Origin of the sequence: Thalassospira sp. (assembly GCF_048059015.1) — a bacterium.
Lineage (GTDB): Bacteria > Pseudomonadota > Alphaproteobacteria > Rhodospirillales > Thalassospiraceae > Thalassospira.
This window is the reverse complement of record NZ_JBLLNT010000009.1, coordinates 44527-60585: the sequence shown is the minus strand read 5'-3', so window position 1 is coordinate 60585 and position 16059 is coordinate 44527. Positions and strand designations below refer to the sequence as shown.

At 59.4% G+C, this 16059-nt stretch carries 11 protein-coding genes; 10 read left to right on the top strand and 1 reads right to left on the bottom strand.

Annotated features, from left to right (window positions below):
• The first annotated feature begins 61 nt into the window (after positions 1-61).
• From ACMZ66_RS13605 to ACMZ66_RS13585, 5 genes are all read left to right on the top strand, one after another.
• A complete protein-coding gene (locus ACMZ66_RS13605; RefSeq protein ID WP_416937788.1) occupies positions 62-655 on the top strand; it encodes a hypothetical protein in 594 nt (197 codons plus the stop codon).
• The gene (locus ACMZ66_RS13600) at positions 655-1311 is read left to right on the top strand and encodes a DUF6927 domain-containing protein (protein WP_416937786.1); all 657 of its coding nucleotides are present in this window, start codon (positions 655-657) and stop codon (positions 1309-1311) included. The genes ACMZ66_RS13605 and ACMZ66_RS13600 overlap by 1 nt, the downstream gene beginning before the upstream one ends.
• Before the next feature lie 119 nt (positions 1312-1430).
• Positions 1431-5696, top strand: a complete 4266-nt coding sequence (locus tag ACMZ66_RS13595) for a strawberry notch-like NTP hydrolase domain-containing protein (RefSeq protein ID WP_416937784.1) — start codon at positions 1431-1433, stop codon at positions 5694-5696.
• Between the two features lie 109 nt (positions 5697-5805).
• Entirely contained in the window at positions 5806-6018 is a 213-nt protein-coding gene (locus ACMZ66_RS13590) for a hypothetical protein (protein WP_416937783.1), read from the top strand.
• 213 nt (positions 6019-6231) lie between these two features.
• Complete coding sequence (locus ACMZ66_RS13585; protein WP_416937781.1) at positions 6232-6960, top strand: DUF736 family protein; 729 nt, start codon at positions 6232-6234, stop codon at positions 6958-6960.
• Between the two features lie 292 nt (positions 6961-7252).
• Here ACMZ66_RS13585 and ACMZ66_RS13580 read toward each other — a convergent pair whose 3' ends face one another.
• Positions 7253-8263 carry an Abi family protein gene (locus ACMZ66_RS13580; RefSeq protein ID WP_416937779.1) on the bottom strand — a complete coding sequence of 337 codons (1011 nt, stop codon included), beginning with the start codon at positions 8261-8263 and terminating at the stop codon, positions 7253-7255.
• 541 nt (positions 8264-8804) lie between these two features.
• Here ACMZ66_RS13580 and ACMZ66_RS13575 point away from each other — a divergent pair.
• The 5 genes from ACMZ66_RS13575 to ACMZ66_RS13555 all read left to right on the top strand — a co-directional run bounded on the left by ACMZ66_RS13575 (position 8805) and on the right by ACMZ66_RS13555 (position 15945).
• Positions 8805-9734 (top strand): DUF2493 domain-containing protein, encoded by a 930-nt coding sequence (locus tag ACMZ66_RS13575; RefSeq protein WP_416937777.1) that lies wholly within the window; start codon positions 8805-8807, stop codon positions 9732-9734.
• 508 nt (positions 9735-10242) lie between these two features.
• Entirely contained in the window at positions 10243-10449 is a 207-nt protein-coding gene (locus ACMZ66_RS13570; protein ID WP_416937775.1) for a hypothetical protein, read from the top strand.
• Between the two features lie 574 nt (positions 10450-11023).
• On the top strand, positions 11024-11590 hold the full coding sequence (locus ACMZ66_RS13565; protein ID WP_416937773.1) for a helix-turn-helix domain-containing protein: 567 nt from the start codon (positions 11024-11026) through the stop codon (positions 11588-11590).
• A gap of 12 nt (positions 11591-11602) precedes the next feature.
• Positions 11603-13936: a relaxase/mobilization nuclease domain-containing protein gene (locus ACMZ66_RS13560; protein ID WP_416937771.1), complete on the top strand. Its 2334-nt coding sequence runs from the start codon at positions 11603-11605 to the stop codon at positions 13934-13936.
• The gene (locus ACMZ66_RS13555; protein ID WP_416937769.1) at positions 13933-15945 is read left to right on the top strand and encodes a type IV secretory system conjugative DNA transfer family protein; all 2013 of its coding nucleotides are present in this window, start codon (positions 13933-13935) and stop codon (positions 15943-15945) included. Before ACMZ66_RS13560 ends, ACMZ66_RS13555 begins: the two co-directional genes overlap by 4 nt.
• Positions 15946-16059 lie beyond the last annotated feature (114 nt).

The window sequence follows — 16059 nt, the reverse complement described above, 5'->3', positions numbered from 1 at the left end:
CCACTGCCCAACAACTCCCAGAAACATGCGGCTCAGACCGCCGTTTATGAAAGACATCCCCATGGCTATTCTCAAGTTCACCGCGTCCGCTGTTGCGGCGCAAATCACGCATGCGCGCTCGTGTTCAACCTTTCTGCCCAACTGGAACGGGCCAGTCGATAAGCCCGCCCTGATCCTCATCGTTGGGAACGGCGTGCATCTACGCTCCAACGGCATTGACGGATCAACCACGCGCATCGTCACCACCGAGCAGTCCGATCCCAGCTTTGCCTTTGCGAACGGCATTAATCCGTTTCGCGACAGCGATTGGAGTGCACAGCGCCAAATGGCGTTCCGCGATCTGACTGGGCAGTTTTACACCGACATTTTGGATGATGTGCAGACACTTATCGATCGCAGGCAGGGGGCCATTCGGCTGGCAACCGATGGGCATTCTATCCGTGTCTTCGTCCGTCGCGCCTCAGACTTCCTGATTGGTGGCACCTATGAGATTCCGTCAGGCTTGGGTGGCACTTTCCGAGTGGTGCTCAAGGACGCCTGCGACACCTTCGCAATTGTTCAGAACTGCGGCAACTGCGAAGACTTCGATGCCATGCAGCCGTATCGCGTGCCGCTCGATGCACTCATGGAGCTCGAAGACCGGAGGGCAGCATAATGGGATGGCTCTTTTACACCGACCGGCGAGTTCAGACCTACGCCGATGAGAAAGCAGAGATCACGCGTCTCTGCACCTTCGAGACAGATACGCGCCGCACGACACTGGCCAAAGCCAGTAAGGTTGGCTCGACGTGGTATGCGGCAGCAAAAGTTGAGAGCCTTGGTGCAGCGCCTTTGGAGGATCGAACATATGTGATCGACAAAGACGGATCATTCACTTTTGGTGCTGTATTCCTGACGCGGTACGACGACGGGTGCTGGGGCTACAAGGACATGGAGGAAAGCGCTGGTCCTTGCAAATCCCGCGCGCCGCTGAGCCTTCTCAATCTCCTGTCCGAGTTGAAAGACCCCGACAGCTACGCCCACGCTTGGCGGCAGCGGTGTCGGGACTGGGCAGCGATCCCTGACTACGCAGAGGGCGACAAGATCAAACTCGCCTCCCCTGTGACGCTCAGCGATGGCAGCACTTGCCAGATCGTCACAGCAACCCATTACAGGCGCGGACGGCAAAAACGGCGCTGCTACCGCATTGAGGAAACCGGCAGCCTTGTGCGGCTCTCAAAGGCGTCACTGGCGGGATCGACCCTTATCAGTCGCGAAATAGCTGAGGGCAGTGCCGTGTTGGCGGAGTTTTTTGGCCAGCAGACGCCATAGGAGGCCCCACAGCGCGTTCCACGCCGTATTCTGGCCCTAGGGGCCTCCTCCGCGCTGCAAAGCGTAGAGGGGGCTTTTTGTCCTGTGAACCTCAACCCGGATCACAAAGGACAGAAATCATGGCCCACGCCAACCAGAAGCACTCCGATCAAGCCCCAGCCAATACGCAGCTCAAAACAGCCCTGTCGCTGATCGCCGCCGAGATCTCGAACGGTCCTCTGCGCAGCTCCTTACTCGCAAAGATCATGCGCGACACCTTTGGCGGCAGCGATGCCAGCGGTGCATGGAACTGGCGTATGGCCTACGACATGATGCAGACCGCTGCTGTTCAAACGATCCTAACGGACGCCAGCGGGTTAAACCCACTATGTTACGCAAAGAACCTAGCTATGCGGCTTTTGACCGAAACACGGCGTTCCGAGCAACAGATCCGCCTGCAACAGTTCTCGACCCCGCTGCCTTACGCGGCCCTTGCTGTCCGCGCGGCGGCGATCCGCAACGGTGAGACTGTGTTGGAACCCTCTGCGGGAACCGGCTCGTTGGCGGGGTTTGCCAAGTGGGCAGGGGCCAAGCTGATGCTCAACGAGGTTGACCCATTCCGCCAGCGGCTGCTCGATGTGGTGTTCGACGCGCAGGTGACTGGACAGGACGCGGAACATATCGATGATTTGCTGACATCAACAACAGCCCCCAGCGTCATCTTGATGAACCCGCCGTTTGCGTCTTCGGTGGATCGCTCTCGCGACAAGCACATTGCGGCCAAACATCTCATTGGGGCCGCCAAACGATTGACACCCGGCGGGCGTCTTGTTGTGATCATGCCAATGGGCTTCACCCCCGAGCGGGATGCAGTACATTGGGCGCGTGCGACGAGCCTTCTGACCCCACGGCTTGCCCTCACCATCCCTGGCCATGTCTATCGCAAGCTCGGCACCAGCGTGGATACCCAGCTGATGGTCTTTGACAAGGTCGATGAGGCCAGCGATATGATCCGCACTTCCGTTGATGATCTGGATGCAGCGGTCAACATCGTGGACCAGATCTCTGCGACGCGCCCGATTGAAGCGCCGGTGCCGGTGTCACGCTCATCGCATGTTGGGCGCCCTCTGATCCATGCTGCGTCTCACAAGGCGCGCAAGCCTGGTGCCTCAAAGGCATCTGCCGCCAAAACTCCCAAACACGCAGCGACACCGCTGTCGTTCACCACGCTCGAGACGCCGCGCGAAAACACCCCCATTTCCGAGATATACGCCCGCTATCGTCCGCAGCGGATCGATATCGCTGGTGCACAGGAACACCCGACGCCGCTGGTTGAAAGCATTGCCATGGCGTCGGTCGCACCACCTGTGCCGTCCTTGCAGGCCGCCAAGGGGCTGCGCTTGCCGAACCGCTTGATTGCAGAGGGTCATCTCTCTGAGGCCCAGCTGGAAACCATCATCATGGCCAACGATGCCCACGGGCGTGATTTGCCCGGCAAGTTCACCATCGATGACGACCAGACCAAGATGCTGCGCAGTGATGAGGATGCGGAGGCACGGGCCTACCGCTTGGGATATTTTCTCGGTGACGGCACCGGCTGCGGTAAGGGCCGCGAGTGCGCAGGCCTTATTCTGGTCAATTGGCTCAGCGGGCGGCGCAAGGCCGTTTGGGTGTCAAAATCCGCAACGCTGATTGAGGACGCCGTGCGCGATTGGACCGATCTCGGCGGCTCGCCCGCAGATATCCAGCCGCTCTCGAAATGGAAGCCCGACCAGCCTGTCACCATGTGTGACGGCATCTTGTTCGTAACCTACGCAACGCTGAGGTCCGCCGGTAAATGCGGCACCACTCGTCTAAATCAGTTGCTCGCGTGGATGGGAGACGACTTTGATGGTGTGCTCGCTTTTGACGAGGCCCACGCGATGCAAAATGCGGCTGGATCAGAGCAGGGCAGGGGGGCAAAACCGTCCCAGCAGGGTCTTGCGGGGCTGCGCCTGCAATTGGCCACTCCGCGCGCTCGCGTCTTCTATGTCTCGGCGACGGGAGCCACATCTGTCCACAATCTCGCCTATGCGTCCCGGCTCGGGCTTTGGGGCCAAGGGCCGGAATATCCGTTTCCCAGCCGCGAGAGCTTTGTCTCAGCGATGGAGGCGGGCGGTGTGGCCGCCATGGAAGTTGTGGCCCGCGATCTCAAGACGCTCGGGTTCTATACCGCGCGGGCGCTGAGCTTTGACGGGGTCGAATACGATGTGCTGGAACATGCACTGACACCTGCCCAAACAGAGATCTACGATGCCTATGCGGGCGCGTTCCGCACGATCCATCACAACTTAGAGGCCGCACTGACCGCGACAGGCGTCAATGATGCCTCGGGTGAGACGAATGCTTCTGCTGCAAAAGCATCCGCCAAGTCGCGGTTCGAGAGCACAAAGCAGCGCTTCTTCAATCATCTGCTGATGGGCATGAAGGCCCCGTCGATTGTCAGCGCCATTCAGCAGGACCTATCTGACGGCTATGCATGCGTTATCCAAGTGGTCTCGACGGGCGAAAGCCTTCTGAAACGGCGATTGGAGGTGATGGACCCTGACGATGAACTCGTGGAGGGCGCGCTGACGCCGCGCGACTATGTGCTCGGCTACCTTGAACAGGCATTCCCGATCCACACCCTGAAGTTGGTCGAGATTGACGGCAATGTCGTGGCCGAACCGCTGCGGGATGAAACAGGGTCCTTGGTCGTCTCTCGCGAAGCCTTAGCCTTACGCGATGAGGCGATGATGGATCTGATGGCGCTGGCCCCGATCCCTGCGGCACTGGATCAAATCCTCTGGGCGTTCGGGGATGAGGCAGTCGCAGAAGTCACAGGTCGGTCCATCCGCCCGCTCAAATCGAGCGATGGCGCGATCTTCATCGAAAAACGCAGCCCGAGCAGCAATTCATCCGAGACGCAGGCGTTTATGGATGGTGAGAAAAACATCCTGATCTTCTCAGATGCGGGTGGCACAGGGCGATCCTATCATGCGGCACAAACGGCAAAGAACCAGAAGCGGCGGCGGCACTACCTGCTAGAGCCCGGGTGGCGCGCGGATGCGGCCATTCAAGGACTTGGGCGGACGCATCGCTCCGCTCAAGTCAGCGCGCCGTTCTTCCAAGTCTGCACCTCGGACGTTCATGGCGAAAAACGCTTCACCTCGACCATCAGCAAACGTCTCGATCAGCTTGGCGCGCTCACCAAAGGCCAGCGAGAGACGGGCTCGCAAGGCATGTTCCGCGAGGAGGACAATCTTGAAAGCCCGATCGCGCGGTCCGCGCTGCGCGGATACTACGCCGATCTTGCCGCAGGGCGTGCGGAGGCGATGGGCTATGAGGTCTTCACCGATTGGACGGCATTGCGGCTGATCGACAAGGACGGCGTGCTGCTGGAAGAGCTGCCGCCGATCCAGCGGTTCCTCAATCGGGTGCTGGCACTACCGATCCATATGCAGAATGCGCTCTTTGCAGAGTTTATGCAGCGGATCGCGGATCAGACCGAGCGTGCAAGGGATGCAGGTACGCTTGATCTCGGGGTGGAAACGCTGCGGGGCGAGACGATCAAACAGGTCTCAGCGGAGGATCTCTGGACCTGCCCGCAATCCGGGGTAGTGACGCGGATCATCGGATTGGAGGTAACAGACCCAGTTCACATTGCGCGGGCCGATGATGCCCTTCGCAACAACTTCGATAAAGTCCCGATGGTCAATCGGGCGTCTGGGCGGGCAGGGCTGATCTCAAAACGCCCGATGCAGATGTATGACGACGACGTCGTCAGCCTCGTGCGCAAGGTCGTGCGCCCAACTGGCAAATCCTATCTCGAGGAGGGCAAGCTCAAAACCTCGGCTTGGGAGGCGGTCGACCAATCAGAGTTCATCCGGCTTTGGTATGAAGAGGCCGACAGCCTACCCAAAACCACTACGACGAAGCTCTACCTGCTCACGGGTCTGTTGCTGCCGATCTGGAAGACCATCCCGACAAGCAACGAGCGTATCTATCGCGTCACGCCCGAAGGCCGTGCCAGCATGATCGGCCGCACCCTCAGCGAGGAGGGGGCCGCAGCCCTTCGGGCGCGCTTCATGACGGGAACGCCTGAAACACCGGGTGAGATGCTGACAGCGGCCCTTGGTACGACAGCGACCGTCGATCTGGGGCGCGGCCTGACGCTGACGCGCCGCCGCGTTGCGGGTGATGTGCGCCTGGAGATTAACGGGGCGGATAAGGGTACGATTGAGGGTCTCAAGGCCCTTGGATGTTTTACCGAAATCATCGCCTTCCAGCTGCGGGTGTTCGTGCCGCACGGTGAGGGTATGGATACGATTGCCATTCTGGCCCGCATCACTGGTGACAACGGCGGCAGCACGCGAAACGCGGCCTGATCAGCGGGGCAAGTGCTCTGCATGCCTTGCAAACCTCGTACGCCGAAGCCTGCGCCAACGCGCGGTGCTTTGGTTCCTTGTTCCATATGAAACCATTCTGGAGACCGACATGAAAATTGAAGCTATCAAAGCTGCTGTGGATGCGGATCAGACCGTCCACTGGGCGAACACGGGCTACATTGTGCATAAAGACGCCCTCGGCCAATACCTGATCACTTATTGCCATGGTGGCAGCACCATTGGTTTAACTGACCAGTCGGGAACCCGCTTGAACGGAGATGAGGCAGAGTTTTACGTTGCAGGTGCAACCAACGACCAGTGATCGAGGCTGGATGCGCCAGATGAGATTGCCTCAAAGTCAGGAGAGCGCGCTTGGCGACGCGGGCGCTTCACATTGTGGAACAGCGCATTTGGAGAGCGTGGGAGAAAGTTGAAAGCAGGCTTTCTGTTCTGTGATCCCATGAGGGGTCAACAAAGCAATCTCGGATGGTCTGGCAAGATGTCAGGTCCCGATAACCCAAGAAGGAACTATCCCATGTTCGCAGGAACCCTTACCAAAAACGTCGACACAGCAGCAGCTGTCTTCACTGGCACAATCCACAACACCAAGTTCGACATCGCAATCCAGCTGGAGACGCGCCCGAAGATGTCCGAGCGCAGCCCGGACTTCGACGTTACCGCCGTCAATAAATCCGGTCGCAAGGTGCGCATTGGCACGGCTTGGAACGAAACCGGAAATACCAGTGGTAATCCCTACATCTCGATGCAGATCGATGTTGGACTTGGCCCGTTCCGCGTTAATGCGGTGCAAACGCAGGAAGCGCGTAAAGCCAAGAGTGAAGACTTCGAGATCATCCCGCTGGTCTCGAACGGAACGATGAAGTCTGGCTCAATCTCGGGCGAATTGACTGCGATGGATGCTGACAACGCTTTTGCGGGTTACATCGCCAATATGATGTTCGATCTGGACTTCATGTTGATCGAGAATGACTACAAGACCGAGGAAACCCATCCGGACTACCGGATCGAGGTCAGCTCGCCAAAAGGCAAAGCGATCCGCGTCGGTTCCGCCTGGATGGCGAAAAGCACCCGGACCGGCAATGAATACCTGTCGTTGCTGATCAACACGCCTGATGGTGATTTGCGCGTGAATGCCGTGCAGAACGAAGAGCAACGGGGTGGCCAGACGTTCTCGATCATTCCGTTTGTGCAGAACGGGGATGAACAGCCGGACGCAAGCAGTGGATTGTCACTGGTTGCTTGATCGCAACAAGACCATCGACTGACAAAAAAGGGGAGCCGCGGCAACGCGGTTCCCCTTTTTTTGCCTGTCCGATTTAGTGGCGGCAAGAACGCGCTCTAGCTGCAATCTTGCAGAGATATCTGTAAAACACTGTTATTAAGTTATAATTTAAGCGGAGGTGCCGTTCGATCCGATCTAATTTGATTCGAAGATGCCATTTCTTATTGTTATTTTAACTTTCTAGTCCTACATCTAACCACAGATATGACTGGCGCCTCTGCACTTGGGTTCGCCCTTGGATATGCGTCAGTCCTCATCCCCTCCAAAGATCCCAGTCTTCCCAACCATCGATCACACCCATATCTTTGAGTGTGACTGCGCCGTTCTTCGGTTGGGGGAAGCTATGCAAATGGTCGCGTAGGCGGATGTGCCATTTTGACTGTGGGCAAAGCTGTTTCAGGAAAAATCGCATCAGGCAAAAGTATCGGAAAACCTGATACTGGTCTGTCTGTGCAATTTCTAAAAGTTGCGGTGGAACGCTGGCGTGATCTTTGATGTGGCTGTTCCAAAGTCGCTCATGATGTGCGGATGCATTGCGCACCTGAGAAAACGACCTCATCCACTGTATCATGAACTTACCGTTCAAAATTCCGTACTTGCCAGCGATTTTGGTTTGAATATCCATCGGCAGCATCTCAAAAAGATGTGACAACGCTCCAAAATCAAGAATTTGCACGGCGACCCAGATCGGCAGTTCACCGTAGGCTTGTTTGTTGTGTTTTACGAAAGCGGCCTTGCCAGAACGTGTTTCAAAGCTTCGATAGCGCTCTTCCCACCTTTTATAGCGACCGTTCATTACAAACTTTTGCTGAAGCAGATGAGGCTTAAGGTGCGCGCAGGCATCACGACGACCAAACCTGTATGCAACATCGACTTGCAAAGCCAGTTCGATCCGTTCCAAAGCGTCCAGCGCAAGAAGGCGCAGCTTTTTATCAAAAACATATAGGTCGACGGCATCTGACATATGCGTGTCAGGTATAAATTGGTCCGAGATGGTTCCGTCGTCATTAGCTTGTTTGAATGGATACCAATATCCACTCAGTCGGTAGTAGCCAAATCGCTCAAGCGCCTTTTTTGCTCGAATAGGCTCGCTGATAGCCATTCCCCTCGATTTGAGGAGAACAAGCTGATCATCAATGGATTTCCAGTTTTTCATGTAATTCCTCATACAGACATTTTCCGCAGCAGGCCAACCTTGAGCTGAGTTTCTGCGTCGCTCTTCACCTGAGCATGAATGCGCAACCATTTTGAGGGTCGTGAACATAGCCCAACGGCCTCCCCTGCTTGGCTTCGCGTGTCGCGGGTGAGAACGGCCCTGCGGTCCGTCGCGCATGCGGCCATGCGGCCTTACCGCGGTGTCGGCTCATGGGTCCCGGTTTGCCCGTCTCGCGAGCACGTCGTGATCCGGCCACGCCTGCGGTTTCCACTCTGGTCTGTTTTGCTAAAGCAAAACGCTCCCGCCGCTCCATCCGCCTGCGTGTCCCGCTCCCGCCGCTTGCCTGCTCGCGTCGGGCAAACCTTGCGTCAAAACACACACACATGATTGTGGAAGCATATCCTCCGGATGGCCCCCAAATCAGCCCGCCTCAAGGATCGCAAAACTTTTCGGCAAGGGTAGCGCGAGTGGAGAGGTCAATCGCGCGCGTGAGGGTGCGCTTGTAGTGACTGCGGCGCTTTGAAAACTTTTGCGCCCAGCAAGCTGGCGGCTGCGCCGTCCCTGACCCGAACAATTCGGTGAACCAGAAATCGGCCATGCCCCCACACTCACGTGGTGGCCCTCAAACTCAAACATTGGAGATGAACACATGGCCTACGATCAAGCGACAACATACGAGACAATCGAACTCTTCGGCCTGACGGAGAAAGATGCACACCTACCAATCCCGCAGGATGATATCCTGAAAGACGGCATCATCCGCGAAGCATTTGAGACCCTGCTCGGGCAGCTACGCAACACCGGACTTGAGGGAGAGATCGAGCCTCTCGCGCACGGGCTGGCAACAATCCTGCAGCGCCGGAAGGTTGTCCTCGGTAAGGAAGTTGATCGCACAGCGGATAAGATCGGTGCACTCGCAAAATGTCACGATGGATCAGAGATCGCAGAGACGGCTCTGGAAGAGGCACAGGCGCGCTTCGTGCAGTTGCGCGAGATCGTGGACGCCATAGAGACGATGGGGGAGGCGGCTGCGGAATGTTACGAGACAGAGACCGGGAACGCCTTCATCCCTGCATCGGGATCGCGGGCCAGCGTTCGGGCGCAAGAGACAGGTGCCGTCTTTGAAGCCAAGCAGCTTCTGGAGCAGCATGATCGTGAGACCGCCGCCAAGTCAAAAGTCGAAGGCGTACCGCTCATCGTGTCGGGGTCAACCGACTGGACCGACATCGACGTCATCTTCCGGACCCTCGACAAGGTGCGGGATCGCATCAAACAAAACCGCAATCAGGATATCTTCATCTGCCACAAAGGCGGCAAGCATGGAGCGGAAATGATCGCAGCCCGGTGGGCACGCGCGCGGGGCATCAGCCAAGCGCGCTTTGATCCGCGTTGGTCCGCACATGGACGTGCAGCGCCGTTCAAGTGCAACGATGAGATGCTGGACGATAAGTTCGCCGCAACTGGAGTTGTCCTCTTCGGAGGCAACGGGGTCGCACTGAACCTCGGACAGAAAGCCGAAGCAAAAGGACTGACGGTGATGCGGGTCGCGGATCCAGTGCAGACACCAGACGAGGCATAACTTAGAGAGGGTCACCTTCGGGTGGCCCTTTCTTCGTTCTCAAGGAGCGTGTGCTGAAAGGGTGAAATTGGTTGGACACATGTCCCGCAATATCGGGCTGCCTGACGGCAACCCATCTCGGCAGGATATCGGGGGGGGTCGGCGGCAGCAACATCACTAGATCCAAGACCGCAGAGAGAACTAGGCGCATGAGGCTTTAGAAGCCCCATCGTCGTTTTCGGACAGAAGACCAAATCCCAACACGTCGCCTCAGAGTGAACCCGACCTTCACCTCTAACGAGATCAACGAGACCCGTGGCGACTGCGATGTGGGGGCACACATTTGGGTCTCTTCTTTTTGCTCATTGATGTGGATCGCACGGGGTCGGCCCGCTCGTGCCCTGCGCTGCGCTCCGGCAAGCACAAATACGGCTTCCAAGCCTATGGCGCGGACCCTCCGCATTTGCGCTTGCGACCGGTCCTCAGCCTCCGTGCTGGGAGATCCTCATCGCAAAAAGGAGAGACCCAAATGACCAACCACTACGTCGCAACAGTTCCCGTCAAATACACCGATGGCGAAGGCCAGGAGCGCACCCGCTTCCAACGCGTAGGCGCAATGTTCCGCAACACCCGTGACGGGGATGGCTCGGAGTTCTTCAGCCTTAAGCTCGACTTCCCCGTCGGCGTCCAAGAGCTGGTGATGTTCCCACCAAGCTCAAAGGAACCCCATGAGTAAATCCTCTCAGAGGATGGGCCGCCGGAAGGCGGCCCTATCTCTTTTGCAGAGAACGCTTCGCGATCAGTTGAGACCCCTGCCATAGGCCGTGGTCACGGTTCCGGATGACAGGACTGCAGAGCAGTCCTGATGGTTCCTGTTGTGGTTAAATCAGCCCGGTGACAGAGCCGCCAGCCAGCCTCAAGGGGGCCATCCGTAAAAACCTATCGGCAAGAGCCTTCACGGTTTTTGCGGCAGAGAATTGGCACGCCAATTCTGACCTCCCTTGACCCTGTCTGTCGGCCTTGTCAGTTGAGGATTGTTCCGCCCCTTCGTTTCCGTCCGAACATTGCATGTTCAGACAGACCTCAGGCGCGGGCCCTGTTGAGAGCGGCCCATGTTAGAGCATGTGGCTGGTGTTGGTTGGCGCCCTTTCGGGCGCGGCCTCGCACCTGCGGTGCTCGGCGTGAAACGGAATACAAGGCTGCCTGCGCGCCAATGCACCGGAAGTATATTATTGACAGCTTAGTATAGTTTCGTATGATGGGTGCAGCCTTGTATGAAGGTGGCAGGAAATAGGGGGTCTTTCTTCCGCATGTCCCGAACAAAACGCCTGACAGAGATCGAGAAGATACAGATCGTCCGCGAGGCCGCGGAGGGTGTGTCGACGTCTGAGCTGGCTGAGCGTTTCGAGGTCACATCGCGCGCCGTGCGCTACGTCTTGAAAGCCGATGCCGAGCGCCAGACGGATGCCGCGATCCCGGTCTCAGCAGTCAGTGTGAAGGTCACGGCTGCGGAGCTCGCGGCGCTCGACGAAGTGCTGGCCGAGGCCGGAATCGAGAGCCGTGCCGAGGGGCTGCGGCGGCTCATTCAGGCGGCGGGTGGCGTGTTTGTCCCGGACGCGCAGATGGCAGCAGAGATGGCGCGCTACCGCGCCTCTTTGCATGAGGTCGGCAATGGGGTCGCGCAGATCGCCAAACAGATGACGCAGGCCAACCGGCGGGGGCAGGGGGCCGTGGGGGGCACGAGTGCCGAGTTCACTGAATTGCGCCTCGCGCAGATGCGCGGGTTGGCGCGGTTCATTCTGATTCTGCTGACGAGATCGATCTGCTTCTGCGCCGCCGTCGGGACGCGATGCAGCTGCAGGCCACGGCAGCCTTGAGGGAGTTTGCCCATGCGGCTGAATGATGCCGTCCATGCCGTCACGGGCGAGGTCTTCCGGGATGGCTGGAGCCGCGTTCGGGGCTCGATGCAAGGGCTGCACGTGGCCAAGCAGAGCCAGCTTGTGCGCGCGGCTGCGGGGCATCGGCCAGCGGTCTTCAAGGCGATCCGGGGCGGGGGTACGCATACCAAATCGCAGCTCGCAAACCAGCTCGACTACCTCACAACCAAGTCCACCCATATCGTGGACAGTAGCGGGTTCCTGGATGGCAAGTCCAAGCTCGAGGCGGGTGACATCAAGGATCTGACCGAGCGCTTTGCCAAACGGTGGGATGCGGGCTTCAAGCCCAAGCTCGGACAGACCACGCATATGCTCATGTCCTTCCCCATCGGCACGCGGGGCGAGGATGTGCGCGACATCGCGACCGATGTGGCCGAGCGGTTCTTCCAGACCGATGCGGGGCATTTCGACTACATCATCGCAGTGCATGAGGACCGCGATCACCCGCATGCCCATCTGGTACTGAACCGCCGCTCGCAAGAAGGCGAGTTCTTCTTTCTGGGGCGCAACCACCGCTTCAACTATGACGACTTCCGCCTCGCCATGGTCGAGGAGGCCGAGAAGTACGGTGTGCGTCTGGAAGCCACGCGGCGGGTGGATCGCGGCGTCGTGCATTACGCGGCCCGCACAAGCGAGTTTTATGCCGCGAAAGAAGAGGGCTGCGCGCCCCGCGAGCGCGAACGCGTGGGGCAGGACCTGACCCGGACGCTGGCGGAGATCGCCAACACCAGAACCGTCTACCATTCGCTTGCCGCAGAGGCCTCCCGGGAGGCCCGGGAAGACATCGCCGCGGCACTCTTCCGCGCGGGCGAGGTGCTGGCGCATGGCGGACAGATGGACCGAACAGGAGATGTGTATATGGCCGAGGAACAAAGCTTCGAGGATCTGAGAAGCCTCTATGCGGAAAAGCTCGCGCGGGTGCAGGGCATGATCGCCGAGAAGTCTGACGCGGAACGTCCCGTGCTGGAAAAACGTCTCATCGAGATCCAGACGCAGGTCCAGCACATGCAGCCTCTCGGATTGCGATCATCCACGCTGTCAGAGACCCCCTCGGAGGGCGGGATCTATTCCGAGGCCAATATTGACGCCAGCCAGCGCGAGCGACTGGCCGAGCCCGACTTGAGATCGCGCATTGACGTAGCACTACGGGGCACGGGCATCAGCACATCGGAAGTGGTGGCCCGGATCGAGACGGGCGCCTCAAATGCAGCGCTCGAGCATCAATGGATCGCCAATGATCTCTCCAAAGTAGCTGAGGCGCGCGATCTGAACCTTGAACGCCGCGCCGATCTGGAACAGGCGCGCGACATTCTCAACGATGTGCATGTCGCGCTTGGCACGCTGCTGGAACGGGAGAACGTGCTGCGCCGGGATGGTGTCATGGAAGCGGAACCGGTCAGCGAGCAGTTCCATTATAATGAGGACGCGGTCCGGGCGATGGAAGGGACAATCCGTCAGGAGATGCGCGCAGACGGCCTGACAGTGCAGCAGATCGAGGACCGGGATTGGGAGGTTGTCTCGCGGGCAGAGCGCCGGATCGAGACCGAGCAGCGCGCGTATCTCGAGGCACACCCGGAGCTGCTTGCACGCCCTGGCGATGTGATCGACCGGTCTGAGCCCTACAGGGAGACCATCACCGATGCGGCCCGCGCCAGCGAGATCACCCGCGAGGTCGACCGGATCATGGAGGGACGCGACGTCCGCACGCCCGTTGCAGATGCTGTCACGGATGAATTCAGGGGGCGCTATCCGGACATGCCGACCCACCTCGCCCGCGGGCTCGGCGCGACCTATGCAGCCGTCGTCGAGATACGCGACACGGAGGTCATCAATCAGGTTCGCCGCGAAACCGAGATGCGCGACGGGCTCGGGTCTGGCACGCGCGACGACATCCTCGCAACCCGCGATGAAACTGCGCCGCAGTCTGACCGTACCGATCGCCTCGCAGACGAGATTGCGCGTGTCGTGGACCATGAGCGGGCGGGGGAGTTGTCCGCGCCCTTCGAGACCGAGGCGGAGCGGGACGCCTTCCGGGGCGAGATCGCGCGGGTGCTGGACGTTCGCCAACTCGACCGGCTCAAATCCGGCGATGCCGATGCGCTGGAACAGGTTCTCGAGGACCGCCTCGACCGGCTCTATGTCGCCAAGGTCTACCTGCAATCGGATGCCGCGACGGCCAATACGGAGGCCTTGCGCCAGGCGGTCGATGATCTTGCCGACACCGAATATGAAAAACACCGCGCGACAGACGTGGATGGCGAGACCGAGCGGGGTCAGGTCCATTGAGCGCCTCCATGGGAAAGGCGCGGATCGCCACGGGCGTCCTGCTTGTGACGCTGGTGACCGGGGCCATGGGCTATACCATCGCCTCGGCGGTGCTGACCTACCAGGATCTCGGCTTCGGGGCCGAGATCGACTTTGCATATATCGCGCAGAACTATCTGGCGATCCTGGACCGCCGCCCGGAGGACGCGCAACTTATTCACCTGATCATCGGCAGCTTCGCCGCCGCCGGCCTGATGCTGAGCCTCGCCTTGTCGGGGTCCGCTCTGACACGCTTTGGCCAGACCCATTGGCAGACCGCGCGCGAGATGAAGGCCAATGGGTTCTTTGGGGCGCCAGGGACCGGGTTCATCCTCGGCAAGCTGGGGCCGCCGGGCTCCCGCGCCAACTACATCTGCTCCAAGGTCTTCCCCCATGCGCTGATCGTGGCCCCCACCGGGCGCGGCAAGACCACGGGCTTTGTCATTCCGAACCTGCTGACCTGGCAAGGCTCCGCCGTGACGCTCGATGTGAAGGGCGAGTGTTTTGAGGCCACGGCCCGGCACCGCGCAGCCCAAGGCGACAAGGTCTATCGGTTTGCCCCCACCGATTGGGAGGGCAAGCGCACGCATCGCTACAACCCGCTCTTGCGCATCTATCAACTGAAAGATCCCGCGCGCCAGCAGATGGAACTGCAGCTCCTGGCGACGCTCTTCTTGCAAAGCGACAACGACCGGGTGCAGGGGCTGCTAAAAGGTGGGATCGATCTCTTCGTGGCGGCAGGCCTGCTGGCGTTCCAGCGCAAGCGTCCGACCTTGGGCGAGATCTACCGCATCGCGGCCTCGGGCGGGAACAAGCAGAAGGAGTATTTCGCGCGGGGCCACGAGGTGGATAACAGGGCGGCCAAGCTGATTTTCACGCGGCTGGCCTCGACCAACAACGATACGCTGACCTCTTACGTCTCGCTCCTGATGACCTCGGGGCTCGATCAATGGCAGAACCCGGCCATCGATGAGGCGACGGCAGTCTCGGACTTTGATTTCCGCACGATCCGCAAGAAGCCCTTTTCGGTCTATCTCGTGGTTCAGCCTCTGATGGTGAAGCCCCTCGCGCCGCTGATCCGGCTCTTCTTCTCCGATCTCCTTTCCGCCATGCAGGAAAAGGACCCCGGGCCGGATGAGCCGTGGCCCGTGATGATCATGCTCGACGAGTTCAATCGCTTGGGCAAGATGCCCATCGTGGTCGAGAGCATCGAGACCCTGCGGACCTATCGCGGCCATTTGGCCGTGGTCACCCAAACCATACCCGCCCTCGATGAAATCTATGGCGAGAACACCCGTCGCGCGCTGCAGGGCAACGCCGGCGTGAAGCTCTACCTGACGCCTTCGGATGAAAAAACCGTTGAGGAGCTGAGCAAGGCGGTCGGCAAGACCACGAAGACCGTCGTCACGCGGTCTCAGTCCATCGGCAAGAACCCCTTTGAAGGGCGCAGCCAATCCACGCGAACTGAAGAAAGCTCCCTCCTACCCGAGGATGAGGCGCGCCGTTTGCCCCTCGACGAGATCGTCATGGTCGTTGACGCGCAAATGCCGGTCCGCGCAAAACGGATCCAATACTTTGACGATCGGCTGTTCAAGGCGATCCACGCGTCGCAATCAGGCGAGTTGCCGTTTCCGAAGCCGGGGGGAGGGGGGCCGCAGGGGAACCTGCCGCTGAGTGCGCGCGCCATGCCGATGACACCGCCTTCGAATGGACCAGGTGGACCTGACGCCGTCGTTGAAAACACAGCTCAGGCTTCGGCGGGTCAACTGTCACGACAAACTGACGGCGTTCCGAAGAAAACCGCGCCCGTCGTTCAAGCCGTTATCGCCGAGGAACAGCGACAGATGGAGATGGATTTTGGAAGCCAGGTCGTCGATGCGGAAGCTTCGAGCGTGGATGATGAGGCGCAGATGCGCTCCGCCGTCGATGGATTGGATGAAATGGAAGCGATGCTGCGAGAGGGGAAAGGCGAAAAGCTGGTTGCTCGATAGGGTGGTAGGCATTGCCTGTCTGTCAGGTAGGGCGGAAAAGCGGCCCTTCGCCGCGGATGCAGAAAAATGATCAAGTATCCTAAGAAACGGACATTGAGAAGCCTTCGAAAATTG

Coding starts and splice junctions, on each gene's coding strand:
- ACMZ66_RS13605 (WP_416937788.1), top strand. CDS start 62: ATGGCTATTCTCAAGTTCACCGCGTCCGCTGTTGCGGCGCAAATCACG.
- ACMZ66_RS13600 (WP_416937786.1), top strand. CDS start 655: ATGGGATGGCTCTTTTACACCGACCGGCGAGTTCAGACCTACGCCGAT.
- ACMZ66_RS13595 (WP_416937784.1), top strand. CDS start 1,431: ATGGCCCACGCCAACCAGAAGCACTCCGATCAAGCCCCAGCCAATACG.
- ACMZ66_RS13590 (WP_416937783.1), top strand. CDS start 5,806: ATGAAAATTGAAGCTATCAAAGCTGCTGTGGATGCGGATCAGACCGTC.
- ACMZ66_RS13585 (WP_416937781.1), top strand. CDS start 6,232: ATGTTCGCAGGAACCCTTACCAAAAACGTCGACACAGCAGCAGCTGTC.
- ACMZ66_RS13580 (WP_416937779.1), bottom strand. CDS start 8,263: ATGTTCACGACCCTCAAAATGGTTGCGCATTCATGCTCAGGTGAAGAG.
- ACMZ66_RS13575 (WP_416937777.1), top strand. CDS start 8,805: ATGGCCTACGATCAAGCGACAACATACGAGACAATCGAACTCTTCGGC.
- ACMZ66_RS13570 (WP_416937775.1), top strand. CDS start 10,243: ATGACCAACCACTACGTCGCAACAGTTCCCGTCAAATACACCGATGGC.
- ACMZ66_RS13565 (WP_416937773.1), top strand. CDS start 11,024: ATGTCCCGAACAAAACGCCTGACAGAGATCGAGAAGATACAGATCGTC.
- ACMZ66_RS13560 (WP_416937771.1), top strand. CDS start 11,603: ATGCGGCTGAATGATGCCGTCCATGCCGTCACGGGCGAGGTCTTCCGG.